Source organism: Plantactinospora sp. CA-294935, from assembly GCF_050936445.1.
In the GTDB taxonomy this organism is placed as follows: Bacteria; Actinomycetota; Actinomycetes; order Mycobacteriales; family Micromonosporaceae; genus Plantactinospora.
This window is the reverse complement of sequence record NZ_JBNJMU010000001.1, coordinates 1188713-1214945: the sequence shown is the minus strand read 5'-3', so window position 1 is coordinate 1214945 and position 26233 is coordinate 1188713. Positions and strand designations below refer to the sequence as shown.

The following is a 26233-nucleotide window of genomic DNA, read 5'->3' as shown; positions in this document are numbered from 1 at the left end:
GGTCGGGTCAGCCGCGCAGGTAGGCGAGGACGGCGAGGACCCGGCGGTGCTGCTCCTCGTCCGGCGGCAGTTGCAGCTTGGTGAAGATGTTCCGGACGTGCTTCTCCACCGCGCCGTCGCTGACCACCAGGGCCCGGGCGATGGCGGTGTTCGACCGGCCCTCGGCCATCAGCCCGAGCACCTCCCGCTCGCGCGGGGTGAGCTGCCGCAGCGGGTCGTCCCGGCGCCGCCGGACGAGTAGCTGGCCGACCACCTCCGGGTCGAGCACGGTGCCGCCGCCGGCCACCCGGCGTAGCGCGTCGAGGAACTCGTCGATCGCCGCCACCCGGTCCTTGAGCAGGTAACCGATCCCACCCCCACCGACGCCGCCGGGCTTGACGGTGGCGAGCAGGTCGTCGGCGTACGACACCTCGACGTACTGGGAGAGGACCAGGATCGGGGTCCGGGGTACCCGTTGTCGGGCCTCCACCGCCGCCCGCAGCCCCTCGTCGGTGTGCGAGGGCGGCATCCGGACGTCCACGATCGAGACGTCCGGGCGGTGCGTGACGATGGCCTCGACCAGGGTCGTACCGTCACCGACCGCGGCCACCACATCGTGGCCGTGCTCGGTCAGCAGGCGGATCAGACCCTCCCGGAGGAGGACCGCGTCATCGGCGATCACTACGCGCATGATGTTGTTGTCTACCACCGCCGGCCCGTCCGGCGGGCATTCCCGGCCGTCGGGCGTGGCCCCGGCCGGTGCCGGTGCGGTGTCGGAGGGGGTGCCGGAGGCGCTCAGCACGGCAGTTCGGCCCGGATCTCGGTCGGCCCGCCGACCGGGCTGAGCACGGTCAGGGTGCCGTCGTTGGCGCGTACCCGGTCGGCGAGCCCGGCCAGGCCGTGTCCCTTGGAGAGGTGCGCGCCGCCCTCGCCGTCGTCGATCACCACTATCCGCAGCGACCGCTGCTCGCGGGTCACCGTCAACCAGCACTCGGTGGCCCGGCTGTGCTTGGCGACGTTGGTCAGTGCCTCGGCCACCACGAAGTACGCCGTCGACTCGATCGCCGGGTCGGGCCGGCCGTCCGCGGTGCCGAGCCGGGGGTCGACGGCGAGTTCGACCGGGATCAGGCCGCGCCCGGCGAGCGCCGCCAGAGCGCTGGGCAGGCCTCGGTCGACCAGGATCGGCGGGGCGATGCCCCGGGACAGTGCGCGCAGCTCGGCGAGGGTGTCCCGGGTCTGCGCGAGCGCCTCGCCGAGGGTCTGCCGGGCAGCCTCAGGGTCGGAGTTGAGCTGCTGCTGCGCCCGGCTCAGGTCCATGGCCAGCCGGACCAGCCGCTGCTGCGGCCCGTCGTGGATGTCCCGCTCCAACTTGCGCAGCGCGGTGGCCTCCGCCGAGACCGCGGCCCGTTTCTGCTCCTCCAGTACGGTGATCCGGTTGCGCATCTCCGCCACCCCGGTCAGCAGCGCGCGGCCGAGCCCGGCCTGCATCAGGGCACAGCCCCGGACCACCAGCGGCAGGGTGATCAGGAAGAACACTCCGAGCGCGGTGTTCAACCCGATCCGGGCGGCGGCGGTGTTACCCAGTCCGAGCAGCTCGGGCAGGCCCTCGTCGCCCGGGCTCTGCGGGATCGCCCAGTCGTACGCCCAGTAGAGCGAGCCGCCGATCGCACCGGCCCACCAGACCACGGTGATCACGAAGGTGCCGAGCGCCACCACCAGCCGTACCCAGCCGTGCGCGAGGTCGAGCCAGGACTGCGCGTCGGCGATGGGTACGAAGATCCGCCGCCAGGCGCTGGCCCCGGGCTCGGCGGTGCGGTAGTTGGGGCGTACCCGGGGCTGCCGGAGCACCGCCGGCATCCGCAGCCGTTCGATGTCGGCGAACCCCCGGGCCGCGTAGAGGGTGCCGGCCAGGATCGGCAGCCCGGTCACCGTCACTGCCAGCCCGGCGCTGAGCGCGACCCCGGTGACGAGCACGACGAAGCTCGCCAGTGCGAGGGGGAGGCCGAGGAACACATAGCCGGAGTCGATGGCGAGTTGGCGTAGCACGGTGCGGCCGGCGCCGGGTTCGGCACCGGCAGCCACGCTGGTGGCGGTGGTCGTGGTCATGTTCTCGACGCTAGGCATCGGCGCGGTCGGTCCCCATCCCATCGGCTGGCCTCTTCACGGTAGGGCTGTCCCCACCCGGGACGAAATCCGCGCGCCCCCTCGTCGGCGCGGGCGAGCGCCGGAAGGGACGACGGCGGCGGGCCCCTCGGCCGTCACCACCGTGCCCTGCCCGTCCGGTCGGGCTCCCCGGGCGCCGTTCGGATCGGAAGTCCGGCAGCCGGCAATCCCCTGGGCGCCAAGGGTTTGTCGTCGAATGTAATGGTGGGTTCAGGAAATCCGCGGCGCGTCGTGATTGCTGGCTCGACGGAAAGAGCTGGCCGATCGGCCAGCGCGGTAGCGGCGAGTTGGTCAGATAAGTCGGACTTAGGTAATAATCGCCGTGACGGCTCCGGTTGGGTCGCGAACTGATCTTGTAAGTGGAGGCCCAGGTGGGGCGTTATCGCGGTCTATCAAGATCGCGATTTGTGCGTGTCTTCACAAGCGCCTACTCTGTTACTCCGACGAGCCCTGCTAGCACAGCCGGTCACAGCGGTCGCCAGCGGGTCCACCGGAACGACCCGCCGGTCCGGCTGGTCGAAGATCGCACGGCACGGAGTCGCATGAGTCAGCACCGCCCCGTAGGCACGCCCGGCCGCGCCGGTGCCGTGCCGGCGCTTCCGGATCTCCCTGAGGCGACGGTCGCCCGGCTCCCCGAATACCTACGTGCCCTGCACAATCTCGCGGAAACCGGCAACGACACGGTCTCCAGCGAGGAGCTGGCGGCGGCGGCCGGGGTCAACTCGGCGAAGCTGCGCAAGGACCTCTCGCAGCTCGGGTCGTACGGCACCCGGGGCGTGGGCTACGACGTCGCCCTCTTGATCGACCAGATCGAGTTCGTGCTCGGGCTCACCCAGTGCCGGGCGGTGGCCCTGGTCGGTGTGGGTAATCTCGGTCACGCCCTCGCCGGGTACGCGGGCTTCGCCGGCCGCGGCTTCCGGATCGCGGCGCTCTTCGACGCCGACCCGACCCGGCTCGGCGAGATGATCAACGGACTGGTCGTCCGGCACATTGACGAGCTGCCGCAGGTGGCCGCCGAGGAGAGCATCGCGATCGGCGTGATCGCCACCCCGGCCACCGCCGCGCAGAGCGTCGCCGACCAACTGGTCGCGGCCGGGGTAACCAGCATCCTCAACTTCGCGCCGTGCGTGCTGGCGGTGCCGGACGGGGTCGACGTCCGCAAGGTCGATCTTGCGATCGAGCTGCAGATCCTCTCCTTCCACGAGCACCGCAAGGCGGCGCTGACCGGGCTGCCGGCGACCGCCGGACCGGGCACCGCGCTGGGCACACCGAACGGCACCACGCGGGGCGGCGCCGCCCCGGCAGGGCTGACCGCCCTGCCCGGCGGGCTCGCCGCCACCGGCACCACCGAGGCAGCGCCCGCCGGGACACTCCGGTCGACGAACGCGGAGGCGGTCGGTTCATGAATCTGCTTGTCGTCGGTGCGTCGCACCGCACCGCGCCGGTCGCCATCCTGGAGCGGTTGGCCGTCGCCGGCACCGAGCTGCCGGAGATCCTCGCCCGGCTGCTCGCCCAGCCGTACGTCGGCGAGGCGGTCGTCGTCTCGACCTGCAACCGGGTCGAGGTCTACGCCGCCGTCACCGGCTTCCACGGCGGGCTGGGGGACATCTGCGCGGTACTGGCCGGGCACGCCGGGGCCGCCCCGGCCGAGCTGGCCAACCACCTCTACGTGCACTACGACGGCGCGGCGGTGGAGCACGCCTTCCGGGTCGCCGCCGGGCTGGACTCGATGGTCGTCGGCGAGGCGCAGATCCTGGGCCAGCTCCGGGACGCCTACCATGCCGCGAGCGAGGCCGAGGCGCCCGGCCGGCTGCTGCACGAGCTGATGCAGCAGGCGCTCCGGGTCGGGAAGCGGGCGCACGCCGAGACCGACATCGACCGGGCCGGGCAGAACGTGGTCAGCGCCGCTCTCGACCTGGCCGCCACGCACCTCGGCGGCGACATCGAGGGCCGCCCGGTGCTGGTGGTCGGGGCCGGTTCGATGGGCGCGCTGGCCGTGGCCACGCTCTCCCGGCTGGGCGCCGGCCCGGTGGAGATCAGCAACCGGGGTCACGACCGGGCGCTCCGGCTGGCCGAGGCGTACGGCGCGACGGCGGTGCCGATCGCCGAGCTCCCGACCGCCCTTTCCACAGTGGACATAGTAGTCGCCGCCACCGCGTCGATCGAGCCGGTCCTCACCCGGGAGACGGTGGACCGGGCGCTGCGGGAGCGCACGGCCGACCGGCCGGACCCGCTGGTGCTGCTCGACCTCGCCGTACCCCGGGACATCGAGCCGGCGGTCGCCGAACTCCCCGGCGCGATGGTGATCGACATCGACGGGCTGGCCGCGGCCCAGCCGATCGGCCCGGCCGCCGCCGACACCGCGGCCGTCACCCGGATCGTCGGCTCCGAGGTCGAGGCGTTCCTCACCTGGCTGCGCGGCGCGGACGTCGCGCCGACCGTGGCCGCGCTGCGGGCCCGGGCCGACGAGGTGGTCACCGCCGAACTGCGCCGGCTGGCCCAGCGCCGGCCGGACCTCACCGACGACCAGCGTGCCGAGGTGAGCCACACGGTGCACCGGGTGGTGCAGCGGCTGCTGCACTCGCCGACGGTACGGGTCCGGCAACTCGCCGCGGAGCCCGGCGGTGACCAGTACGCCGCCCTGCTCCGGGAACTCTTCGACCTGGAGGTGCCGATCACCTCACAGGCGGACACCGTGCCGGAACTGGCCGCCGCCGAGCTGGCCGGAGTACCGGCCGGCAGCCGGTTGACCGGTCTCGCCGGCCTGCCCGGCCTCGGCGGCCCGCCGGAGATCGGCGGTCAGCCCGGCCTAGGTGCCGGTCCCGCCCTGCGCGCGCCGGTGCCCCGACAGCAATCCGGAGGAAAACGATGACCGAGGTTCAGGCCCCCGCCGGCCGGACCGGTGGCACCGGGTGGGCGGACCTCGCCGGGCGGATCGGGGTGCCGGCATGACCGCGCTGCGGCTCGGCACCCGGGGCAGCGCCCTCGCCCTCGCCCAGTCCCGGACCGTCGCCGATGCGGTGACGGCGGCGACCGGCCGCCAGGTCGAGCTGGTCGAGGTCGTCACGGCCGGCGACCGGTCCAGTGCCCCGGTGCACCGGTTGGGTGTCGGGGTCTTCGTCTCCGCGCTGCGGGACGCCCTGGCCGCCAACGAGATCGACTTCGCCGTCCACTCCTACAAGGACCTGCCGACGGCGGGTCAGGCCGGGCTGCACATCGCGGCGGTACCACCCCGGGAGGACCCGCGCGACGCGCTGGTCGCCAAGGACGGCCGTACCCTCGCCGAGCTGCCGCCCGGTGCCACGGTCGGCACCGGTGCGCTGCGCCGGATCGCCCAGTTGCACGCGCTCGGGCTCCAGCTCACGGTGGTGCCGATCCGCGGCAACGTGGACACCCGGGTGGGCCGGGTGCGGGGCCCGAACGCGGATCTCGACGCGGTGGTGCTGGCCCGGGCCGGGCTGGTCCGGCTGGGCCGCGCCGAGGAGATCAGCGAGACCCTCGACCCGATGCTGATGCTGCCGGCACCCGCACAGGGGGCGCTGGCGGTGGAGTGCCGGGTCGACGACGCGGAACTGGTCGAGCTGCTCGGCGTACTCGATCATGCACCGACCCGGGCCGCGGTCACCGCGGAGCGGGCATTTCTGGCCACCCTGGAGGCCGGGTGCAGTGCGCCGGTCGCCGGGTACGCCGAAGTCGCCGAGGGCGACGACGGCGATGAGATCTACCTGCGCGGGGCGGTGATCAGCCCGGACGGTACCCGTGACATCCGGCTGTCCCGCACCGGTACGCCCGCCGAGGCGACGGAGATCGGTAAGGCGCTCGCCGCCGAACTCCTCGACCTCGGCGCCGACTCGATCCTCGGGGCGCCCAAGGAATCCGGCGCGAGGACCCAGCATTTTGGAGCTACAGAATGATCGGCACCCGTAAGCCCGCAGGCCGCATCGCGTTCGTCGGGGCCGGCCCCGGTGACCCCGGCCTGCTGACCCGCCGGGCGCACGGCGCGTTGATCGACGCCGACCAGGTGGTGTACGACCGCAGCGTCCCGGAGGCCCTGCTCACGGCGGTCAAGGCCGAGGCCAAGGAGGACGCCCAGTTCACCCCGGCCGAGGGGGCGCCGGGCGACGTGGCCAAGGTGCTGCTGTCGGCGGCCCGGTCCGGGCTGACCGCCGTGCACCTGGTCGCCGGTGACCCGTTCGGGCACGACTCCGTGGTCAAGGAGGTGCAGGCGGTGGCGCGTACCGCCGTGCACTTCGAGGTGGTGCCGGGGGTCGGCCAGGCCGAGGGGGTGGCCACCTACGCCGGGGTACCGCTGTCCGGGGTACGCACCGCCGCCGACGTGGACGACGTCACCGCGATGGACTTCGAGGCGCTGGCGGCGGCGGTCGGCCGTGGTTCACTCGCGCTGGCGGTGGACGCCGGTGACCTGGCCGCGGTCCGGGACGGACTGCTCGCGGTCGGGGTGGACGGCTCCACCGCGGTCGCGGTGACCGGGGACGGCACCGGGGAGACGCAGTACACCACCACCTCGACGGTGGACAGCTTCGTCGCCGCCGCGCTCGGCTTCACCGGCCGGGTGGTGCTCACCCTGGGCGCCGGTGTGCCGCACCGGGACAAGCTGAGCTGGTGGGAGAACCGCCCGCTGTACGGCTGGAAGGTGCTGGTGCCGCGCACCAAGGAGCAGGCCGGGGTGATGAGTGCCCGACTCCGTGAATACGGTGCCATCCCGTGCGAGGTGCCGACCATCGCGGTCGAGCCGCCGCGTACCCCGGCCCAGATGGAGCGGGCGGTCAAGGGCCTGGTCGACGGCAGGTACGCCTGGGTGATCTTCACCTCGGTGAACGCCGTCCGGGCGGTCTGGGAGAAGTTCGCCGAGCACGGTCTGGACGCCCGGCACTTCGGCGGCGTCAAGATCGCCTGTATCGGTGAGGCGACCGCCGACGCGGTACGCGCCTTCGGCATCCAGCCCGAGCTGATCCCCTCCGGAGAGCAGTCCTCGGAAGGGCTGCTCGCCGAGTTCTCGCCGCACGACGAGATCCTCGACCCGGTCGGCCGGGTGCTGCTGCCCCGCGCCGACATCGCCACCGAGACCCTGGCGGCCGGGCTGACCGAGCGCGGCTGGGAGGTCGACGACGTGACCGCCTACCGGACCGTGCGGGCGGCGCCGCCACCGGCCGAGATCCGCGACGCGATCAAGTCCGGCGGCTTCGACGCGGTGCTCTTCACCTCCTCCTCGACCGTGCGCAACCTGGTCGGCATCGCCGGCAAGCCGCACGCCCGGACGGTGGTGGCGGTGATCGGCCCGAAGACGGCGGAGACCGCCACCGAGTTCGGCCTGCGGGTGGACGCCCAGCCGGCGCACGCCTCGGTGCCGGACCTGGTCGAGGCGCTCGCGTCCTACGCGGTGGAGTTGCGGGAGAAGCTGGCCGCGATGCCGGCGAAGCAGCGCCGGGGTTCGAAGGTCCAGGGCCCGACCGCGCTGCGGTTCCGGTAATCTCTGTCGGATTTGTGTAGCGCCATCTGTTGTGAAGCACGCTCGGTTCTGAGGCACCATCGGTCCTAGGACGCCATCGACGGCACAGGGCCGTCGGCGGTCCCGGTGGCCCGGCAGACGCCGGGTCGGGTGCCGGCCGGTCGGCCGTGAGGAGTGGTCATGTCGTACCCAGAGATCCGCCCGCGCCGGTTGCGGCGGTCCCCGGCGATCCGCCGGCTGGTCGAGGAGACCCGGCTCGCCCCGGCGGAGCTGGTGCTGCCGATGTTCGTCAAGGAGGGGCTGGCCGAGCCGAGGCCGATCGCCTCGATGCCGGGAGTGTTGCAGCACTCCCGGGAGTCGCTGCGCAAGGCGGCGGCCGAGGCGGTGCACGCCGGCGTCGGCGGGATCATGCTCTTCGGGGTGCCGGTCGAGAAGGACGAGACCGGTTCCGGCGGCATCGACCCGGACGGCATCCTCAACGTGGCGATCCGGGACGTGATCGCCGAGGTCGGCGACGCCACGGTGGTGATGAGCGACCTCTGCCTCGACGAGTTCACCTCGCACGGGCACTGCGGGCTGCTCGCCCCGGACGGCACCGTCGACAACGACGCCACCCTGGCCGCGTACGCCGAGATGGGGGTGGCGCAGGCCGAGGCGGGGGCGCACGTCGTCGGGCCGTCCGGGATGATGGACGGCCAGGTCGGAGTGGTGCGGCGGGCGCTGGACGCCGCCGGGCACACCGACACCGGCATCCTGGCGTACGCGGTGAAGTACGCCTCCTCGTTCTACGGCCCGTTCCGGGACGCGGTGGAGTCGTCGTTGCAGGGCGACCGCCGCACCTACCAGCAGGACCCGGCCAACCTGCGGGAGTCGCTCCGGGAGGTACGCCTCGACGTCGCCGAGGGCGCCGACCTGGTGATGGTCAAGCCGGCCCTGCCCTACCTCGACGTGCTCGCCGCGATCCGGGCCGAGGTGGACGTACCGGTCGCCGCCTACCAGATCTCCGGTGAGTACGCGATGGTCGAGGCCGCCGCGGCCAACGGCTGGATCGACCGCGAACGGGCGGTGCTGGAGACGTTGACCTCGATCCGCCGGGCCGGTGCCCAGATCATCCTCACCTACTGGGCCGTCGAGGCGGCCCGGATGCTCCGCGACCGCTACTGAGCGCGGCTCCGCCCGGCGCGGCGCTACCGGGCGGTGACGGTGGTGATGCTGAACCCGCCGTCGACCGGTGTCGCACCCGGCTGGCCGGTCGCGACCCGGATCGTCGCGGCGTCGTTCCAGGCCATACCGACCAGCGGGACGAGACTGCCCGGCCCCACCGGCGACACGCCGAGGCGCAGCGGCTGGTCGGCCCGGACCGCCCCGGTCGGCACGTCGAGGATCGTCACCCGGTGGTCGAGGCCCGCCCCCGTCTCCGCCGGGCGTGCGTAGACCGCCGCCAGCAGCCGGCCGTCCGAGGACAACCGGACGGTGGCGGCGCAGGCCCGGTCGATCCGCAGGTGCGCGCGGAGCCGCCGGTCGGCCAGGTCGATCACCTGGATCGCGCAGTCCGGCCCGTCCGCGTCCGGCACGGCGAGCAGCCCGGCCCGCAGGTCCCCGCGGACCGCCCAGGGCGGGTGGACGACCTCCCCCGCCGGTGCCAACACCTGCGACTCCCGCCCGGTGCCGAGTTCGTGGCCGAGGATCGCCCCACCCCGGAGCAGGTACGCCGTCCGGCCGGTGGCGCCCACCAACACGGTGTCCGGCCGGGCCGGCAGCGGGCGGTCGGCCTGGACAGCACCGTCCGCGCCGAGCAGCACCAGCCTGATCGACAGTCGCTCGCCCGGTCGCAGGCCCTCCCGCGCGTCGGAGCGCAGCAGGCCGACGATTCGGCCGTCGGGCAGCCCGATGCCCTGGCTCCAGTCCGCCGGCACCGCGTGGCGGCTGAACCGGCCGTCGGAGCCGATCTCGCCGATTTCTCCCGGTCCCCTCGGGTTGGCCTGGACGAAGCCCGTCGCGTACCAGTCGGCCGATCCGACCAGCAGCCGCTGGAACGGCGTCGACCGCCCGTCATCGGTGACCGCCGTGGGTCCACCGGCGCTGCCGAGCAACTGACCGGCCAGCACCGGCACGCCGGCCACCCCGGCCGCGACCAGGCAGGCCGCCACGGCGAGCCGGCGCCGCCGCCGGCCCCGCCAGCGCCGCCGGACGAGATCCGGGCTCCCGTCGTACGCCGTCGCGGCCGTCGCGGCCCGGTGGACCGCCCTCGCCAGCTCGTCAGGTACGACGTTCATCGCTGGTCTTCCTCCTCGGTCAGCGCCGTCCGCAGCGCGGCCAATGCCCGGGCCAACCGGCTCTTCACGGTCCCCTCGCTGACTCCCAGCACGGCCGCGGTCTCCGCCGTCGACAGGTCCAGCAGCACCCGGCAGACCACGACGGTGCGCTGGGCCAACGGCAGTTCGTCGAGGGCGTCCCGGGCCGCCAGCGCCGCCGGATCGGGCGGGACAGCCACCGGATGCCGATCCTCGCTGACCGGCGGCCGCTCCCGGCGCAACTTCCGCCACCAGGAGGTCGCCCAGTTGAGACCGACCCGGTACGTCCAGCCGGCCGGGTTGTCCAGCGTGCGGACCCGGTCCCACCGGGCGTAGGCGCGGGTCATCGCCTCGTCGGTCGCCTCCCGGGCCAGACCGTCGTCGCGGAGGCTCAGCGCCAGCGCGCGGTAGACCCGGTCGCTGTGCGCCCGGTAGAACGTGTCGAACGGCTCGGCCGCGACATGCCCGGCCGGGCCGGTGACCGGCTCGCTGGCCACTGCCTCCATGTCCGGTACACGCGGGGGCGGGCTCGGGCGTTCCCGCCCTGTCCCGCCGCGCTCAGTTGCCGCCGTCCAGCCGGTGCACCAGCTCGGCCACCTCGACGCCGTACTCGTACCACTCCCGGTCGGCCTGGAAACCGAGGTCGGCGTTGACGGCCCGCATCGCCTCGTTCGTCCGGGCGTTCCAGGTCTGCACCTCGGCGAGCTTGGGCTCGGCCGAGCGCAGTTCGAAGAGCATCCGGGCCTTCATCGCCCGGTCGATGCCGTAGCCCTGGTGCTCCTGGCCGACGATGGTGTCCCACTGGTCGGCCCGGGTCGGGTGCTGGGCCGGTACGACGACCTCGGTGAGCCCGGCGACCATCCCGGTCTTCTCCTCGATCGCGAGCACGATGTACGGCTTCATGCCGCGCCGGTGCAGGCAGTTCAGGCTGTCCCGGAGCCGCTGCGGATCATGTGAACTCGGCCGTAGGTCCAGGTCACCGTCGTCAATGTCGCGCGACTCGGCCTTCGCCATGGCGTACGGCTCGATCAAGTCGTCCGGCGGCCCGCCCGGGCAGAACTCCAGACGATATCCGGTGCCGATTCCCTGGGCCATGTCGCCGAGCGCGCCCCAGTCGACCGAGCCGAGCCGCAGCACGCTGCGGTCCTCCTCGTATTCCCGGGCGAAGCCGAGAGCCTCGTAGAACCCGACCGCGGGCGTGTCGCCGATGACCTCGACACCCATCGAACGGAAGCCCTCCTGGTAGGTCCGCCGGGCCGCCGTGGCGATCAGTTTGCGGCCGAGCCCGCGACGCCGGGCCGCCGGGTGCACCATCACCTCGAGTACGCCGATGTCACCCAGCAGGAGTACGTGGGTGTGCCCGAGGATGCGCCCCGGCTGCCCGTCGGCCGAGGGCTCGTCCTGGATGACCCAGGAGATCCGGCGTTCGCCGGGCATCACCTCGCAGAGGTACTCCCGGAGCATGCCGTTTTCCCACAGGGGGTCCTCCGGTAGGTCGGCCGCGAAAACCGCGTTGATCGCGTCCAGGAAGGACTCGATCTCGGCGGCCGGGGCGGTCCGGGGATCCCACTCGCGCACCATCACCCGTCTAGCTTGCCGTCAACCGCAGCCTGGCGAAAGTGCCCAGTTCTTCAATGTGTCGAGGACATTACGCTAAGTCCGACTGTCCGTGCCGTACTTGTTGGCCGCGTTGAACACCGATTGGGCATATGGCCGCACGTCATTGTAGGAAAGGATGGCGCTCCACCAGTCCGAGGCGACCGACAGGTTGCGGCCTCCCTTGCACAGATAGTTACCGGCCGCCAGAGCCGCGTCGTCGATGCTGTGCGGGTTCTCCACCCCGTCGCCGTCGGCGTCGGCCCCGATCTCCTCCCAGGTGGTCGGGATGAACTGCATCGGGCCGACCGCGCGGTCGTAGGTGGCGTCCCGGTCGAGCCGGCCGTCCTCGGTGTCCAGGATTCGCATGCGGCCGCCGTTGCCGTCCAGCGCCAGGCCGATGATCTCGGGAGCGGCTATCCCGTTCGCGCCGAGGATCGCCCCGTTCGCCCGCCCGTGCGCGGATTCCACCTGGCCGATCGCGGCCAGCGTGGTCCAGCGGAGTTGGCAGCCGGGCGCCGTCTGGCCGACCTGCAGTTCGGCGTAGCCGTACGCCTGCATCGCCGTCGTGGAGATCCCGACCCGGGGCCCGATCTGGGCGGCCCAGCCGGCGAGCACGTCCGAGGGGCGCCCGCCGGTCGCGTTCCAGGGCGGCGCCGGCACGCTGGGCGTGCCGAACGCCGGCGGGCTCGGCAGCCCCGAGGGCAGCCCGGCCGGACCGACGGGGAACCCGGGGGCGGTCGGCGAAGGCGGTGGGCTCGTCGCGGCACCCGGCTGGACCGGCCCGGCCTGGCGCGCGGTGGCCGGGAGGAGGAACGCGCCAGCGGCGCCGGTCGCCGCGACCAGGGCGAAGAGCAGTAGCGCCGGCAGCGTGACCCGGCCGCTCGGCCGCTTGGACCAGGCGCGTACCGCCCCGGGTGACGGCCAGCGGGCGACCGCGTGCGCGAACCGGACTCGGATCCGCCGGTTCGGCCCGGCCGGCGCGGTCGCCGGTACGTCGAGGTCGATCACCGTCTCGCCCGGCTTGCCCGTCGTCGGCGGTGTGGCCGTCGGCGCGGATGTGCCGGCGCTGCCACCTGCGGGCCCGGCGGCGCTCTCGGCCCCGCCGGGGGCGGTCGGCTGCGCGGTCGGTCCGGCGGCGTCCTCGGTCCCGGCACCGGCGGTCGGCCCGGCGGCGGTGGTCGGCTCGGTACCGGCGGCGGACTCCGGCCGCTCGGTCGTCGGGCCGGGTTCGGTGGCGGCCTCACCCTCCGACGTGAGAGTCGAATCCGCCCGTGAACCGGTGAGCGGGCCCGGCTCGGAGCCGACACCCGGGTCCGACCCGGAGCCGGCGACCGGGACCGGCGCGGTCTCGGTGACCGAGTCCAACTCGGGTTCGCCGGTCGCGCGATCGGCGGCCGGGTCGGGTTCGGACGCGGTCGGCGAGGCCGACTCGGGTTCGGACGCGGTCGGCGAGGCCGGGTCGGGTTCGGACGCGGTCGGCGAGGCCGACTCGGCGCCGGTGGCCTTCGGCTCGGCGGGTGTGGCGACCGGCTCCGGCTCGGTGGGCCGGACGGGCTCGGCCCCCGCGCGCGGGCGCGGCACGGTCACCGACGGTGGATCGAAGTCCGGATCCGGGGCCGCACCCGAGCTCGCCAGCGGCCCGTCGAAGACCGGCGCCGCAGGCCGCAGTGGTCGAGTCGTAGAAATCTCGTCGGGCTCCGCCACCCGTCGAGTATTACCCATCGACCGTCGAACGTCAGGTCTGGCCGTACGCTGTTGGTATGCCCCGGTACGAGTTCCGTTGCCGCGCCTGCGGCGACACCTTCGAAATAAACCGGCCGATGGCCGAGGCCACGGCTCCGGCGTCCTGCCCGCAGGGGCACGACGACACGGTCAAGCTACTGTCGACGGTCGCGTTCACCGGTCGCGGCGGGGCCGGTGCCGCCCCGGCACCGGCCGCCTCCAGCGGCGGCTGCTGCGGCGGGAGCTGCGGCTGCTGAGGCCGTACCCCGGCTGTCCGGGCCCGGCCCCCTCCCGTCCCGGACAGTGAACCTTTCGACCTCAAACAGCGCGGCGCCTGCGCCCCGACTCTCACCTGCGGGCACGGCCGACCGCATGGGGAGGTGGAAATGGTTCAGTGAGGACAGTTCGCGACCGTGATGTCGGTTTCGTGGCACAGTCCCCGGTTAGCACCTTGGTACGGGGTCGCGCCGTCCGTTTCTACGATGGGCCAACCCGTAAATATGCGGCAGCATGAACGCGACTTCCAGGGGGCGGGAGGTTCCAGGCATGTCAGCACGGATCCACCTGCCGAGCGGGTTGGTGACATTCATGTTCACCGACATCGAGGGCTCCACGCGGCTGGCCCAGATGCTCGGTCCGGGCTACCGGCCGGTGCTGAGCGAGCACCGGCGCCTGCTGCGGGCGACGCTGGCCGCCAGTGACGGCACCGAACTCTTCACCGAGGGCGACTCGTTCTTCGTTGCGTTCGCCGACGCCTCGTCCGCGTTGGACGCCTCGCTGGCCGCGCAGCGCGCGCTGAACAACCACGAGTGGCCGACACCGGAGGCCACCCCCCGGGTCCGGATGGGGCTGCACACCGGGCAGGCCGAGCCGCGCGACGGGGAGTACGCCAGCGCCGAGGTGCACCGGGCCGCCCGGATCGCCGCCGCCGCGCACGGCGGCCAGGTGCTCTGCTCCGGCGCGACCGCCAGGCACGCCGCGCCGCTGCCGCCGGGCGCCTCCCTGCTCGACCTCGGCCTGCACCGGCTGCGCGGCTTCGACGACCGGGAGCGGCTCTTCCAGCTCGTCGCCCCCGGGCTGGAGCGCCAGTTCCCCCGCCCGCGCACCGCCGACGCGATCCCGCACAACCTGCCGACCCAGGTCACCTCGTTCGTGGGCCGCAAGGCGGAGCGGGAGGAGCTGGACCAGCTCATCGACGCACACCGGCTGGTGACGGTGGTCGGCGCTGGCGGGGCCGGCAAGACCCGGCTGGCGGTCGAGCTGGCCGGCGGCGTGGTCGAGTCGTACCCGGACGGGGTCTGGTTCGTCGACATCGCCACCGTGACCGATCCCGGGCTGGTCGCCTTCGCGGTCGCCGCGGTCCTCGGGCTGCGGCCGGAGCCGGGCCGGCCGATGCTGGAGACGCTGGTCGAGTTCGCCGCGTCCCGGCGGATGCTGGTCGTACTCGACACCTGCGACGCCCAGCCGGCCGCCTGCGCCGAGGTGATCTCGCGACTGCTCGCCGGCGGCAGCGGTGTACGCGTGCTCGCCACCAGCCGGGAGTCGCTCGGGCTGCCCGGCGAGGTGATCTGGCGCATCCCACCGCTCTCCGTCGACCCGGCACCCGGTGGCGGTCCGAGCGAGGCGGTGACCCTGCTGCTCGACCGGACCGCGGCGGCGCGGGGCGGGCGCCGGTCCGGCCCGGCCGAGTCGGCCGACCTGCAACGGGTGGTGACCCGGCTGGACGGGCTGCCGCTGGCGATCGAGCTGGCCGCCGCCCGGCTGCGGGTACTCTCCGCCAGCCAGCTCGCCGAACGGCTGGACGACGTACTCGGTGCCCTGGACGCGGGCCGGGACGACGTGGAACCCGCCCCGGTGCCGGCCCGGGGCTGGGTCGCCAACCAGCAGGACACCGTGGACCTGGCGGCGGCGGCCCGGGGGGTGGCGCCACCCGTCGGCGTCCGCGCGGTCCAGCGCTCGGCCACCCAGCGGCACGTCACCATGCAGGCCACGGTCACCTGGTCGTACCGGACGCTCGGCCCCCGGGCCGCCCGGCTGCTGCGCTGGCTGGCGGTCTTCTCCGGCCCGGTCGACCTGGCCACCGTCGAGTGGCTGCTCAACGACGACCCGCTCGACCCGCTGTCGGTGCTGGTCGACAAGTCGATGATCCAGGCCGAGCCGAACGTCTCCGGCAGCACCTACCGGATGCTGGACCCGATCCGGGCGTACGCGGCGCGCCGGCTGGTCGACGCGGGGGAGGAGCAGACCGCCCGGGACCGGCACGTGGCCTGGTCGCTGCACGCGTTGCAGCGCGCCTACCTGGGCCCGGACGACCGGCCGGTCACCCTCTCCCTCTACGCGCTCGACCCGCTCGCCGACGAGCTGCGGGCCGCGCTGCGCTGGACCGTCACCGGCGGCAGCGCCCGACAGGGGTTGCAACTGGCCAGTGGACTGGACGAGTGGTGGCGGGAGCGGGGGCTGGCCCGGGAGGGCCGGTTGTGGCTGTTCCGGCTCTACGGCCGGATCGCCGAGACCGGCGAGCAGATCCCCGAGGCGGAGCTGGCGGCGGCGTACCACATGCACTCGCAGCATGCCGGTGCGGACGGTGAGTTCGCCGAGGAGCTGCGCTTCTCGCAGCGGGCCGAGTCGGCCGCCCGGCAGGCCGGGGACGCGGGCCTGCTGACCCGGGTACTCGCCGGCCGGGCCGCGCCGCTGATCGACATGGGACGGTTCGCCGAGGCCGAGCGGGTGTGCCGGGAGGTGATCGCCGAGGCCGAGACGGAGGGCGTGGCCGGCGAGGCGCTGCTCGCCGTCTACAGCCTGGCAGAGCTGCTCTGGCGCCGGGGTGCCCTGGACGAGGCGGCCGAGTTGCTCGGCGCGGCCCGGCCGGTGGAGGCGGGCCGGCCGACCGAGCGCGGCAAGCGCTCCGTCGACATGCTGCTCGGCATGGTGGCGCTGGCCCGGGGCGACCTGGTCGCCGCGCACGACCACCTGGTCGTCGCGCTGCGGTCCCGGATGAGCTACGGCTATCTGGCCAGGGCCTGCGACACGGTGAACGCGATCGCGGTGCGCTGCGCCGGCGGCGGGGACCCGAGGTCGGCGGCGCGACTCTTCGGCGCGGCCCAGCTCACCCGCTCGGCGATGCGCTGTACCCCGGGCACCTTCGGGGCGTACTGGCTCCAGGAGCAGGCCTCGCTGCGGAACCTGATGGGCGACACGGCCTTCGACACCGCGTACGCGGCCGGCGCCGAACTGACCCTGGAGGAGGCGGCGGCGGTGGCCCTGGAGGTCGACCATCCCGACCTGGCCGCCGGCTCGATCAGGTTCTCCCACGTCGAGACGCCGGCACAGCGCCCACGGCCCCGGGAGAGCGTCGACGCGCCCCGTGAGGTCGAGCACTGAGGCACGCCCACCGATCCGGCTCGGCCGAGCGGGGTTGTCGCGGTGGCCGCCGCGGCGTGTTCGTCGAGACGTCGGGACACCTGGAACGGTCGGCACGGTGCCGGAGACGACGATGCTCCCGTACCCCGGAGGGGGCGGGAGCATCGAGGCAGGGCGGTGGTCAGAGGTCCTTGGCGAGGTCGACGAATATCCGCCAGGAGTCGGGGCGGAACGCCAGGACCGGGCCGGTCGGGTCCTTGCTGTCCCGGACGGCGACCACCCCAGGCAGGTTGTCCGCCACCTCCACGCAGGCACCACCGTTACCACCGGACCGGGTCGACGTGCGCCAAACGGCCCCAGTTAAGTCCATATCTTCGACACTTCCTTGATCAGTTCGAGCGATTGTTTGACGGGAAGAGCATGGTTACGCACTACTTCCCACATTCGCACCAGTCTAGCAATTTCGCCCGGTTGATCGACTATCTGCGCCTTGAGCTGATTGTCGGCATACCCCACCCTGCTGTCGTCCGGCATCTCGGCGATGATGAACTGTCCGGCCAGCCCCAGATAGATCCCGGTGGTGGCCGGGACGACCTGCACCTGGACGTGGTCCAGCTCCGCGAGCGCGACGATCCGCTCCACCTGTTCACCCATCAGCCCCGGCTGCTCCGGGGCTGGCCGGCGCAGTACCGCCTCGTCGATCACCGCGATGAGCTGCGGCGGGACGTCCCGGTTGAGGATCGCCTGCCGGGCCAGCCGGGAGGCGACGTGCCGGTCGATCTCCTCGGCGGTGAACCGGCCGCCGGCCAGGGTCGCCCGAGCATACGCCTCGGTCTGCAACAAGCCGGGCACGTACGCCGGCTCGAACCAGCGGAGCAGCACCGCCTCCCGCTCAATTTCGATCCAGTCCCGCAGCCAGATCGGCGCGCTGTCGAAACTGGCGAGCTTGACCAGGAGCCGGGTGTAGGCGCCTCCGGTCTGGAACGCCCGGTCCACGGCGGCCACGTAGTCGCCGGTCGGTGGCCGGTGCCGCGTCTCCACCGAGCTGACGTGCGTCGGAGAGAACTTGACCGTGCGGGCCCACTCCTCCTGGGTCATGGCCCGGGACGTTCGTGCTTCTATCAACTCCTCGACCAGGAGGTCCACCGCTGCGCCCATCACGCACCCTCCACTCGGAATGTGTCGGTATCTACGCGGCCCACTCACGACTACGCGTACGCCGTGGCTCAACTGCGCAAAGAGGCCGGATCGTCGTCCACAGTAGTTACCGCTGCACCAGACTGTCACCGACGGGACCGCTCCGGGTCGTCTCTGGGGGAGAGCGGTACCCGCGCGGGGACCGCTCGGAGCCGGCACCGCACGAGCGGTCCCCGCCTCCAGACCGGACGCGGAGGGGATCGCGAGATGAGCTGGTTACGCCGTACGCCCGATCGGCATCGAAGGGACTGGCGCCGACTCTGGCGGTACTGCCGGTGTGGCCACCGATGGAGATGTCCCGACTCGACCCCCGCGGCACGGTCGGCCGGGCCGCCGTTGCCGCCGTCCCGGATGTCCGTGACCGCCGACCCGCCGCCGGCGCCGGTCCGGGGCCGACCGACGAACCAGCGGCTCACCTGGGAGCGTCCCGTCGGCAGCCGGGCCGGTAGGGCCGGTCAGCCGGATCGGGCCGGTCAGCCAACGCCGGCCGGGCAGCCAGGGGCGGTCCGCACCGGGCAGCCGGGATCAGTCCGCGCCGGGCAGCCGGGATCAGTCCGCGCCGGGCAGCCGGGGGCGGTCCGCGCCGGGCAGCCGACAGCCGCCGGGGCCGGGTTCGGCCAGAACGCCGGACGGCGGCGACGTGCCGTGACCGGCGACCCGGGCCGGCCAGCCGAACCGGACTCCAATTCCGGCGCGCGGATCCTCGATCCGGGCGCACATCCGGGGCAGCTCGACAGTGTGCGCCGGACGGCCCCGACGGCGGGCGGACAACCGGGGCAGCTCGACAGTGCGCGCCGGACGGCCCCGACGCCAGGCGGGTCGCGGCGGCGATCGTTGGCGCGACGCTCGATCTGAGCCGGCCGGTCCCGCACCGGGAGGGGACCCGGGCCGAGAGGGGACCGGCATCGGGACCGGCGCCGACGGCAATCGGCGCCGGCCCCGACCGGATCAGTGAGCCTCTTCCGACCTGGACGGCGTGGCCCGCGCGCCCCGACTTTCACCTTCGGGTACCACGGACCGCGCGGGGAGGTTGAGGGGGTTCACCTGGGCGACGAGCGGCCTGCGGATGCGGAGGTCAGCGGGCCGCGGCCGCGGCGGCAGCCGCCCGGCGCTCGCCGTCGGCCTTCAGCTTGGCCGCCTTGTCCAGGTCGGACTGGCTGATGACCAGCGAGCCGAACGCGCGTACCGCCTGGTAGTAGGTCCAGGCCAGGCTGTAGCAGGCCGGGCGGACGAACGCGTTGTACGTCGCGCAGACCCGTCGCAGGTCCTCGTAGAAGGCGCTGTCCAGCCGGGCCTTGTTCGGGTCGAACTGGCCGACCGCCTTGTAGTTGCGGTAGCCGAAGTCGTGCCGATGGCAGGAGAGCTCGAAGTTGAACCCGAGCGGGTTGTCCGGGCTCGACGAGCAGTAGTCGGTGCTCCAGTTGAAGGCGTAGTCGGCCCAGGCGGCCTGGTTGGTGCGGGCGGAGTTCCAGGCGTTGTAGCTGCTGGCGCTGGTCTGGGTCCAGCTCGACAGCACCGATAGCTTCTGTTCGGGGGTCACCGCGGCGGCAGCGGGTGCGGCGAACCCGAGGAGCGCCAGCACCGCGAACATGCTGGCGGTCAGGGTGGTGAGCAGGCGACGGGACAAGGCAGGTACCTCCGGATAGGAAGGGCTTCCTCGTGGGGAGCCCGGGCGGGGCGGAGCTGTCACCGGTAGGTGATCTACGTGGTGACAGTCTCGGGGCATCGTCGCCCGCCGATCTCTATCCGACCTTTATTTTCGTTGACCGGCGCCAGAACAGGCGAATGCTCCGAGGTGCCGTACCCCGGAGCATTCGCGCGTCAGTGCCGGTCGGGTCCGCTCAGCGGAGCACGAACCACGGCGGGCTGGGCTGGCTCTCGTTGGCCAGCCGGTCCAGTGCGGTCACGTAGTAGCTGTACCGCCGGCCCGGTTCGGCGGTGCTGTCCAGCCAGGACTGCGCCCCCGCACCGCCGGCCCGGACGGTGCCGACCAGGTTGCCCGCGTCGGCGAAGCCGCAGGAGCCGGGCAGGTCGATTCCGTCGAACCGGTAGATCGCGTACGAGGTGGCCCGGCCGAACGGCCCCAGCCCGTCGGCCGGCTGCCGCCAGCGCAGCCGCACGCCGTCGGCCTGCCGGGACGCGCCGGTCAGCACCGGGAACATCAGCGGCTTGGCGGCCAGGTGCGGCATGGTCGGGATCAGCGCCGGCCGGGAGTAGTGCTCGGCGACGTAGCGGTCGGTGGCGCCGAGCCGGTTCGCCCGGACCTGCACCGCGCTGAAGTGGATGTTGCCCGCGACCTGCGGATAGTCCCGGTTGAAGGTCAGGTGCTTCGACATCTCGGCCGGGTCCTGCCAGGGCGCCGGCTGCGCCGGGTCGGCGATCTTGTAGTCCGCCTGCCCGATGTAGAGCTGCACCCGGGTGCCGGCGACCACCTCCGACCACCAGGGCACCAGCTTGGCGTAGTCGGCCACCGCGAGGCCGATGTTCCAGTAGACCTGCGGCACGATGTAGTCGATCCACTCCTCCTTGACCCACTTGCGGGTGTCGGCGAAGTTGGCGTCGTACGACTGGGTGCCGTTGGTTTCCGAGCCGAGCGGGTCGACCGCCTTGTTGCGCCAGATGCCGAATGGGCTGACCCCGAACTTCACCCACGGCTTGGTCGCCTTGATCCGTCGACCCATCTCCTGGACCAGCAGGTCGATGTTGTGCCGCCGCCAGTCCGCCTTGCTGGCGAAGCCGGCACCGTACCGCTCGAAGGTGGCCTGGTCGGCGAAGTCCTGCCCGGCCGCCGGGTAGGGGTAGAAGTAGTCGTCGAAGTGCACGCCGTCGATGTCGTACCGCTTGACCGCGTCGAGCATGGCGGTCTGGACGAACTGGCGTACCTCCGGGATGCCGGGGTTGTAGTAGAGCCGGGAGCCGGCCGCGTTCTGCGGGTAGGCGACCGCCCACTCCGGGTTCTCCCGGGCCGGATGTCCCGGCGCGAGCTTGTCGACGTCGGCGCCGGCGCCGTCCGGCATGGAGATCCGGTACGGGTTGAACCAGGCGTGGAACTCCAGGTTCCGCTTGTGCGACTCGGCGACCAGGTACGCCAGCGGGTCCCAGCCGGGGTCCTGGCCGCGCACCCCGGTCAGGTACTCCGACCACGGCTCGTACGGCGACGGCCAGAACGCGTCGGCGGTCGGCCGGACCTGCACGACCACGGCGTTGTGGTTCAGCCGCTGGGCCAGGTCGAGCCAGCCGGTGTACTCCGCCTGCTGGGCGGCGATCCGGTCCGGCGCGGTGTACGACGCCTTGGTCGGCCAGTCGATGTTCACGACGCTCGCGATCCACATCGCCCGGAACTGCCGTTTCGGGGTGGCGGGGTCGGTCGCGCAGCCGGTGCTGCCGGCATGGGCGGGCGCGGTGGTGGTCGCGGGTGCGGCGTTCACGGGTGTGGCGGCGACGAGCGAACCGAGCAGCGCTGCGGCCAGCCCGGCGGCTACGAGCCGATATGGCTTCATGCGGTGCGTCCCTTCATTGGGCTCCCCCGGGGGGCGGGGAGGGGCACGGCGGCGCCCGTCGGCGGTTTATACCGACACGCTTATGCCGCTGGAAGGAAATTTTCACACCGTGGCCGCCGGGCGCAAGCCTTCGACCGACCATGGACTCTCGGCCGTACGGTCCGCCGCCCGCGATCCGCTGTGCCGCCCGGACACCCCCGCGCCCGGCCCGCTCCGCTCAGCCGCGCTCTTCTCGGTCGCGCTCGCCCAGGGCGGCCACCCTGACCAGCGCCTCGATCCGGCCCTGTGCCCGGCCGTCCCGGTCGAGCCGCTCGCCGACGATCCAGACCCATTCGTCCTGGTAATAGTGTGAGATGTCGTGCCGGACCTGCTCGACCCGGAGCCGGAGCGGGTAGCCGCCGTACCGCCAGTCCTCCTGACGGAGCTGGAGTACGGTCCCGGCGGCCAGGTCGGGAACTGCGGGCAGCGTGGTCACGGCACCTCCAGGCGACGGAGAGAGTTGCGCAGCGCGGGGGTTTGGGGGCGGATGACCGCACCTGACGTCACAGCGTGCTAATTCAGCCGTACCCAGCGCAACGTATCTAACCAAAATTTCAGCTCGATGCATGGCTGGACGCCCGACCACAACCCGGCCTGTCGGCCCCGATCCGGGCACCCGGCCAACCCGGTGCGAAGATCCCCGCTATGTTGTGGGCGTGCGGGCGGCGGCGATGAGGCGGGGTTGGCGATGATCCACTTTCCCGCCATCCGCAGAGGGCCGCTACGGGCGCTGGGCCAGCGGCTCGCCGCCGCGATCGGTCTCGTGCTGCTGATCGTCGCGGTGGTCTACCTCGACCGGGACGGCTACCGTGACGTCAACGAGGACGGAATCACCCTTCTCGACTCCTTCTACTACGCGGTGGTCTCCCTATCCACCACCGGATACGGCGACATCACGCCGGTCACCCGGGGAGCCCGGCTGATCAACGTCCTGGTGATCACCCCGGCCCGGGTGCTGTTCCTGATCATCCTGGTCGGCACCACCCTGGAAGTCCTGACCGAGCAGTACCGCACCAACCTCCGCTTGACGCGGTGGAGGAGGAAAGTGAAGGACCACGTCATCATCTGCGGCTACGGCACCAAGGGCCGTAGCGCGATCTCCGCACTGCTCGAAACCGGCTTCGACAAGCAACGGATCCTCGTCGTCGAGCGAAATCCGGCGGCGGTCCGGCAGGCCACCTCGGCCGGACTGGTGGTGATCGAGGGGAACGCCACCCGGTCGGCGACGCTGAACGAGGCGCACGTCCGGCACGCGAAATCCGTGATCATCGCGACCGACAGCGACGAGGTCTCCGTACTGGTCACGCTGACCGTACGGCAGCTCACCGCCGGCCAGGTCCGGATCATCGCCGCCGCCCGGGAGGCGGAGAACGCCCCGCTGCTGCGGCAGAGCGGGGCGCACCACGTCATCGTCTCGTCGGCGACCGCCGGCCGGCTACTCGGCGTCTCCACCTCGGCCCCGCCGCTGATCGACGTCGTCGAGGACCTGCTCACCCCCGGTCAGGGCATGGCACTGGCCATGCGCTCGGCCACCCGGGACGAGGTCGGTGTCTCACCGCGCCGGCTGGAGGCGCTGGTCATCGCGCTGGTCCGGCGGGGCAAGGTGGTCTCGCTCTCCGACCAGGCCGCCACCGCCATCGAGACCGGCGACATGCTGGTGTACGTCCGCGACGACCGGTCCAGCAGCGGCAGCGCCGCTGCCGACCAGTCCCGCTGACGGTCGCCCGCGCTGCCGGCCCAGGCCCGCCGACCGGCGCTCACCGGTCGACGGGTCCGCGATCCTGGACGAGCTAGAGGATCGTCCAGGTGTCGCCGCTGTTCAGCAGGCCGGCGAGCTGCTCCTCCGGGGTGCCCGTGCTCTTCGCCCGGGCCGCGTCGAGCTGTCCCTGGACCACACCGTCGTAGTTGGGCCGGTCGACGTTGCGGAAGATCCCGATCGGGGTGTTGCGCAGGGCGAAGCCGGGCAGCCGGGAGAGCGCGAAGGCGTACGCCGGCTCGGTCACCGTGGCGTCGTGCACCACGATCTCGCTCGCGGGTACCGAGGCGGTCTCCCGGACCTCCAGGCCGAACCCGCCCGGCGGGTGTACGACGCAGAACTGGCCCTCGGAACCGAAGGTGATCGGCTGGCCGTGCTCCAGCCGGATCAGGTAGTCGTCCCGGGTGGCCGGCTCCTTCAACTGGTCGAAGGCGCCGTCGTTGAAGATGTTGCAGTTCTGGTAGATCTCCACGAACGCCGAGCCCTGGTGCTCGGCGGCGGCGCGCAGCACCGACTGGAGGTGCTTGCGGTCCGAGTCGATGGTCCGGGCCACGAAGGTCGCCTCGGCACCGAGGGCCAGCGAGAGCGGGTTGAACGGCGCGTCCGCCGAGCCGACCGGTGTCGACTTGGTGATCTTGCCGACCTCGGAGGTGGGAGAATACTGCCCCTTGGTCAGCCCGTAGATCCGGTTGTTGAAGAGCAGGATCTTGAGGTTGACGTTCCGGCGCAGCGCGTGGATCAGGTGGTTGCCGCCGATCGACAGCGCGTCGCCGTCACCGGTGACCACCCAGACCGACAGGTCCGGCCGGGAGACCGAGAGCCCGGTGGCGATCGCCGGGGCCCGGCCGTGGATCGAGTGCATCCCGTACGTGTTCATGTAGTACGGGAAGCGCGACGAGCAGCCGATGCCGGAGACGAAGACGATCCGCTCCCGGGGAATCTGCAACTCGGGCATGAACGACTGGACCGCGGCGAGGATCGCGTAGTCACCGCAGCCGGGGCACCAGCGCACCTCCTGGTCGGACTTGAAGTCCTTGGTGGTGAGCTTGAGGGCGACGGACTCAGGCATTCTTCACGACCTCTTCCAGCATGGTCTCCAGCTCGACGGCGGTGAACGGCAGCCCCCGGACCTGGTTGTATCCAATCGCGTCGACCAGGTAGCGGGCCCGGATCACGTGCGCGAGCTGGCCGAGGTTCATCTCCGGGATCACCACCTTCTCGTAGCGGGCCAGCACCTCGCCGAGGTTGGCCGGCAGCGGCGACAGGTGCCGCAGGTGCGCCTGGGCCACCGGTAGGCCGCGCTGGCGCAGCCCACGGCAGGCGGCGCCGATCGGCCCGTACGTCGAGCCCCAGCCGAGCACCAGCACCCGGGCGTCCGAGTCGGGGTCCTCGACCTCGACGTCCGGTACCTGGATCGCCTCGATCCGGGCCGCCCTGGTCCGCACCATGAAGTCGTGGTTCGCCGGGTCGTACGAGATGTCGCCGGTCTTGTCGGCCTTCTCCAGGCCGCCGATCCGGTGCTCCAGCCCCGGCGTGCCGGGGATCGCCCACGGCCGGGCCAGCGTGGCCGGGTCGCGCAGGTAGGGCAGGAACGTCTTGCCGTCCTCGCCGTTCGGCGCGGTGGCGAACTCGACCCGCAGGTCCGGCAGCGACTCGACGTCCGGCAGCAGCCACGGCTCGGAGCCGTTCGCCACGTAGTTGTCCGAGAGCAGGATCACCGGGGTGCGGTGGGTCAGCGCGATCCGGGCCGCTTCCAGCGCGGCGAAGAAGCAGTCGGACGGCGAACGCGGGGCGACCACCGCGACCGGTGCCTCGCCGTGCCGGCCGTACAGCGCCATGTTCAGGTCGGCCTGCTCGGTCTTGGTCGGCATCCCGGTGGACGGGCCGGCCCGCTGCACGTCGACGATGACCAGCGGCAGTTCCAGGGCCACCGCCAGGGAGATCGTCTCGCCCTTCAGCGCCACACCCGGGCCGGAGGTGGTGGTGACGCCGAGCGCACCGCCGTACGAGGCGCCGAGCGCGGCCCCGATCGCCGCGATCTCGTCCTCGGCCTGCATCGTGGTGACGCCGAACCGCTTGTGCTTGCTCAGCTCGTGCAGGATGTCCGAGGCCGGGGTGATCGGGTACGCCCCGAGGAAGACCGGCAGCCCGGACCGGACACCGGCGGCGACCAGGCCCAGCGAGAGCGCGGCGTTGCCGGTGATGTTCCGGTATGTTCCCGGGTTCATCTTCGCCGGCTTGACCTCGTAGCGGACCCCGAAGTCCTCGGTGGTCTCGCCGAAGTTCCAGCCGGCCTTGAAGGCGGCGGTGTTCGCCGCGACCAGCTCCGGCCGGGCGGCGAACTTGCGCTGCAGGAACCGGATGGTCGACTCGTACGGCCGGGAGTACATCCAGGAGAGCAGGCCGAGCGCGAACATGTTCTTGGCCCGCTCGGCGTCCTTCTTCGAGACGTCGTGCTCGGCCAGCGCGCCGACGGTCATCGAGGTCAGCGCCACCGGGTGCAGCACGTAGCCGTCCAGCGAGCCGTCGTCGAGCGGGCTGACCTGGTAGCCCACCTTGGCCAGGTTGCGCTTGGTGAACTCGTCGGTGTTGACGATGATGTCGGCCCCGCGCGGCAGGTCGGCCAGGTTGGCCTTCAGCGCGGCGGGGTTCATCGCGACCAGGACGTTGGGGGCGTCGCCCGGGGTCAGGATGTCGTAGTCCGCGAAGTGCACCTGGAAGCTCGACACTCCGGGTAGCGTGCCGGCGGGGGCGCGGATCTCCGCGGGGAAGTTCGGCAGCGTCGAGATGTCGTTGCCCAGTTGAGCGGTTTCCGAGGTGAATCGGTCGCCGGTGAGCTGCATGCCGTCGCCGGAATCGCCGGCGAACCGGATGACCACCCGATCCAGTTGTTGGACCTGCTTGCTCACTGCTGCACCTCGCTTCGCTCGGCCCGGTCGGACGGGCTGAGCTCAGGGGTGACCTCGCCTTGCTCGGCCACATGTCCTCCTTGAGCGCCGGTGGCGGGTTGGCGGTGGTGAGGGCCGGGCCCGCTCCAGTCCTTCATTGCAGAGCCTACGTCGATGGTTAGGTGATCCTTCCCCAAGGTCCGTCCCGTGGGACGCTGTAATGGCAGCATTAGCGTGCTTTCGCCCCACCCGGAAAGCGGTGTCGT

Annotated in this window: 21 protein-coding genes and 1 pseudogene; 8 read left to right on the top strand and 14 right to left on the bottom strand. The window is 72.5% G+C overall.

Going from position 1 to position 26233, the window contains the following annotated elements; genetic code table 11:
* Positions 1 to 7 precede the first annotated feature (7 nt).
* Together ACQEVC_RS05425 and ACQEVC_RS05420 are read right to left on the bottom strand one after the other, a co-directional pair.
* On the bottom strand, positions 8 to 670 hold the full coding sequence (locus ACQEVC_RS05425; RefSeq protein ID WP_432873897.1) for a LuxR C-terminal-related transcriptional regulator: 663 nt from the start codon (positions 668 to 670) through the stop codon (positions 8 to 10).
* 104 nt (positions 671 to 774) lie between these two features.
* A complete protein-coding gene (locus ACQEVC_RS05420) occupies positions 775 to 2085 on the bottom strand; it encodes a sensor histidine kinase (RefSeq protein ID WP_432873895.1) in 1311 nt (436 codons plus the stop codon).
* A gap of 599 nt (positions 2086 to 2684) precedes the next feature.
* On the opposite strand from ACQEVC_RS05420, the gene ACQEVC_RS05415 reads away from it, so the two are divergent.
* From ACQEVC_RS05415 to hemB, 5 genes and pseudogenes are all read left to right on the top strand, one after another.
* Complete coding sequence (locus ACQEVC_RS05415) at positions 2685 to 3548, top strand: redox-sensing transcriptional repressor Rex (RefSeq protein ID WP_432873894.1); 864 nt, start codon at positions 2685 to 2687, stop codon at positions 3546 to 3548.
* Positions 3545 to 4870: pseudogene (locus ACQEVC_RS05410) on the top strand (glutamyl-tRNA reductase); the annotation flags it as partial. The gene ACQEVC_RS05415 and the pseudogene ACQEVC_RS05410, both read left to right, overlap by 4 nt.
* 220 nt (positions 4871 to 5090) lie before the next feature.
* Complete coding sequence (gene hemC, locus ACQEVC_RS05405; protein WP_432873893.1) at positions 5091 to 6056, top strand: hydroxymethylbilane synthase; 966 nt, start codon at positions 5091 to 5093, stop codon at positions 6054 to 6056.
* Positions 6053 to 7633 carry a uroporphyrinogen-III synthase gene (locus ACQEVC_RS05400; RefSeq protein WP_432873891.1) on the top strand — a complete coding sequence of 527 codons (1581 nt, stop codon included), beginning with the start codon at positions 6053 to 6055 and terminating at the stop codon, positions 7631 to 7633. Before hemC ends, ACQEVC_RS05400 begins: the two co-directional genes overlap by 4 nt.
* Positions 7634 to 7792: 159 nt before the next feature.
* The gene (gene hemB / locus ACQEVC_RS05395) at positions 7793 to 8776 is read left to right on the top strand and encodes a porphobilinogen synthase (protein ID WP_432873889.1); all 984 of its coding nucleotides are present in this window, start codon (positions 7793 to 7795) and stop codon (positions 8774 to 8776) included.
* 23 nt (positions 8777 to 8799) lie between these two features.
* On the opposite strand, the gene ACQEVC_RS05390 is transcribed toward hemB, so the two are convergent.
* From ACQEVC_RS05390 to ACQEVC_RS05375, 4 genes are all read right to left on the bottom strand, one after another.
* Positions 8800 to 9888 (bottom strand): hypothetical protein, encoded by a 1089-nt coding sequence (locus ACQEVC_RS05390; protein ID WP_432873887.1) that lies wholly within the window; start codon positions 9886 to 9888, stop codon positions 8800 to 8802.
* Entirely contained in the window at positions 9885 to 10412 is a 528-nt protein-coding gene (locus ACQEVC_RS05385; RefSeq protein WP_432873885.1) for a sigma-70 family RNA polymerase sigma factor, read from the bottom strand. Before ACQEVC_RS05385 ends, ACQEVC_RS05390 begins: the two co-directional genes overlap by 4 nt.
* A 52-nt stretch (positions 10413 to 10464) precedes the next feature.
* Positions 10465 to 11487, bottom strand: a complete 1023-nt coding sequence (locus ACQEVC_RS05380; protein ID WP_432891040.1) for a GNAT family N-acetyltransferase — start codon at positions 11485 to 11487, stop codon at positions 10465 to 10467.
* 72 nt (positions 11488 to 11559) lie between these two features.
* Complete coding sequence (locus ACQEVC_RS05375; RefSeq protein WP_432873883.1) at positions 11560 to 13209, bottom strand: lytic murein transglycosylase; 1650 nt, start codon at positions 13207 to 13209, stop codon at positions 11560 to 11562.
* Between the two features lie 56 nt (positions 13210 to 13265).
* Between ACQEVC_RS05375 and ACQEVC_RS05370 the strand changes: the two genes are divergently transcribed.
* Both ACQEVC_RS05370 and ACQEVC_RS05365 read left to right on the top strand, forming a co-directional pair.
* The gene (locus ACQEVC_RS05370) at positions 13266 to 13484 is read left to right on the top strand and encodes an FmdB family zinc ribbon protein (protein WP_432873881.1); all 219 of its coding nucleotides are present in this window, start codon (positions 13266 to 13268) and stop codon (positions 13482 to 13484) included.
* Between the two features lie 289 nt (positions 13485 to 13773).
* Positions 13774 to 16608: an ATP-binding protein gene (locus tag ACQEVC_RS05365; RefSeq protein ID WP_432873879.1), complete on the top strand. Its 2835-nt coding sequence runs from the start codon at positions 13774 to 13776 to the stop codon at positions 16606 to 16608.
* A 160-nt stretch (positions 16609 to 16768) separates the two neighbouring features.
* Here the strand turns inward: ACQEVC_RS05365 and ACQEVC_RS05360 are convergent, their stop codons facing one another.
* The 6 genes from ACQEVC_RS05360 to ACQEVC_RS05335 form a co-directional block, all read right to left on the bottom strand.
* Entirely contained in the window at positions 16769 to 16957 is a 189-nt protein-coding gene (locus ACQEVC_RS05360) for a DUF397 domain-containing protein (protein WP_318400206.1), read from the bottom strand.
* On the bottom strand, positions 16948 to 17745 hold the full coding sequence (locus ACQEVC_RS05355) for a helix-turn-helix domain-containing protein (protein ID WP_432873877.1): 798 nt from the start codon (positions 17743 to 17745) through the stop codon (positions 16948 to 16950). Before ACQEVC_RS05355 ends, ACQEVC_RS05360 begins: the two co-directional genes overlap by 10 nt.
* Positions 17746 to 18333: 588 nt before the next feature.
* Positions 18334 to 18555 carry a hypothetical protein gene (locus ACQEVC_RS05350; RefSeq protein ID WP_432873875.1) on the bottom strand — a complete coding sequence of 74 codons (222 nt, stop codon included), beginning with the start codon at positions 18553 to 18555 and terminating at the stop codon, positions 18334 to 18336.
* 304 nt (positions 18556 to 18859) lie between these two features.
* Positions 18860 to 19411, bottom strand: coding sequence for a phospholipase (locus ACQEVC_RS05345; protein WP_318400210.1), 552 nt, complete (start codon positions 19409 to 19411; stop codon positions 18860 to 18862).
* A gap of 214 nt (positions 19412 to 19625) precedes the next feature.
* Positions 19626 to 21284: a glycoside hydrolase family 10 protein gene (locus ACQEVC_RS05340; protein WP_432873873.1), complete on the bottom strand. Its 1659-nt coding sequence runs from the start codon at positions 21282 to 21284 to the stop codon at positions 19626 to 19628.
* A gap of 217 nt (positions 21285 to 21501) precedes the next feature.
* Positions 21502 to 21759 carry a hypothetical protein gene (locus tag ACQEVC_RS05335; protein WP_318400213.1) on the bottom strand — a complete coding sequence of 86 codons (258 nt, stop codon included), beginning with the start codon at positions 21757 to 21759 and terminating at the stop codon, positions 21502 to 21504.
* A gap of 252 nt (positions 21760 to 22011) precedes the next feature.
* Between ACQEVC_RS05335 and ACQEVC_RS05330 the strand changes: the two genes are divergently transcribed.
* On the top strand, positions 22012 to 23040 hold the full coding sequence (locus tag ACQEVC_RS05330) for a potassium channel family protein (protein ID WP_432873871.1): 1029 nt from the start codon (positions 22012 to 22014) through the stop codon (positions 23038 to 23040).
* A 73-nt stretch (positions 23041 to 23113) separates the two neighbouring features.
* On the opposite strand, the gene ACQEVC_RS05325 is transcribed toward ACQEVC_RS05330, so the two are convergent.
* The gene (locus tag ACQEVC_RS05325) at positions 23114 to 24148 is read right to left on the bottom strand and encodes a 2-oxoacid:ferredoxin oxidoreductase subunit beta (protein ID WP_432873869.1); all 1035 of its coding nucleotides are present in this window, start codon (positions 24146 to 24148) and stop codon (positions 23114 to 23116) included.
* A complete protein-coding gene (locus ACQEVC_RS05320) occupies positions 24141 to 25988 on the bottom strand; it encodes a 2-oxoacid:acceptor oxidoreductase subunit alpha (RefSeq protein WP_432873867.1) in 1848 nt (615 codons plus the stop codon). The genes ACQEVC_RS05325 and ACQEVC_RS05320 overlap by 8 nt, the downstream gene beginning before the upstream one ends.
* Positions 25989 to 26233 lie beyond the last annotated feature (245 nt).

What these genes read in the sequence shown, in the direction of transcription:
- ACQEVC_RS05425 (WP_432873897.1), bottom strand. Translation starts at nt 670, where the DNA reads ATGCGCGTAGTGATCGCCGATGACGCGGTCCTCCTCCGGGAGGGTCTG.
- ACQEVC_RS05420 (WP_432873895.1), bottom strand. Translation starts at nt 2,085, where the DNA reads ATGACCACGACCACCGCCACCAGCGTGGCTGCCGGTGCCGAACCCGGC.
- ACQEVC_RS05415 (WP_432873894.1), top strand. Translation starts at nt 2,685, where the DNA reads ATGAGTCAGCACCGCCCCGTAGGCACGCCCGGCCGCGCCGGTGCCGTG.
- hemC (WP_432873893.1), top strand. Translation starts at nt 5,091, where the DNA reads ATGACCGCGCTGCGGCTCGGCACCCGGGGCAGCGCCCTCGCCCTCGCC.
- ACQEVC_RS05400 (WP_432873891.1), top strand. Translation starts at nt 6,053, where the DNA reads ATGATCGGCACCCGTAAGCCCGCAGGCCGCATCGCGTTCGTCGGGGCC.
- hemB (WP_432873889.1), top strand. Translation starts at nt 7,793, where the DNA reads ATGTCGTACCCAGAGATCCGCCCGCGCCGGTTGCGGCGGTCCCCGGCG.
- ACQEVC_RS05390 (WP_432873887.1), bottom strand. Translation starts at nt 9,888, where the DNA reads ATGAACGTCGTACCTGACGAGCTGGCGAGGGCGGTCCACCGGGCCGCG.
- ACQEVC_RS05385 (WP_432873885.1), bottom strand. Translation starts at nt 10,412, where the DNA reads ATGGAGGCAGTGGCCAGCGAGCCGGTCACCGGCCCGGCCGGGCATGTC.
- ACQEVC_RS05380 (WP_432891040.1), bottom strand. Translation starts at nt 11,487, where the DNA reads ATGGTGCGCGAGTGGGATCCCCGGACCGCCCCGGCCGCCGAGATCGAG.
- ACQEVC_RS05370 (WP_432873881.1), top strand. Translation starts at nt 13,266, where the DNA reads ATGCCCCGGTACGAGTTCCGTTGCCGCGCCTGCGGCGACACCTTCGAA.
- ACQEVC_RS05365 (WP_432873879.1), top strand. Translation starts at nt 13,774, where the DNA reads ATGTCAGCACGGATCCACCTGCCGAGCGGGTTGGTGACATTCATGTTC.
- ACQEVC_RS05360 (WP_318400206.1), bottom strand. Translation starts at nt 16,957, where the DNA reads ATGGACTTAACTGGGGCCGTTTGGCGCACGTCGACCCGGTCCGGTGGT.
- ACQEVC_RS05355 (WP_432873877.1), bottom strand. Translation starts at nt 17,745, where the DNA reads ATGGGCGCAGCGGTGGACCTCCTGGTCGAGGAGTTGATAGAAGCACGA.
- ACQEVC_RS05340 (WP_432873873.1), bottom strand. Translation starts at nt 21,284, where the DNA reads ATGAAGCCATATCGGCTCGTAGCCGCCGGGCTGGCCGCAGCGCTGCTC.
- ACQEVC_RS05330 (WP_432873871.1), top strand. Translation starts at nt 22,012, where the DNA reads ATGATCCACTTTCCCGCCATCCGCAGAGGGCCGCTACGGGCGCTGGGC.
- ACQEVC_RS05325 (WP_432873869.1), bottom strand. Translation starts at nt 24,148, where the DNA reads ATGCCTGAGTCCGTCGCCCTCAAGCTCACCACCAAGGACTTCAAGTCC.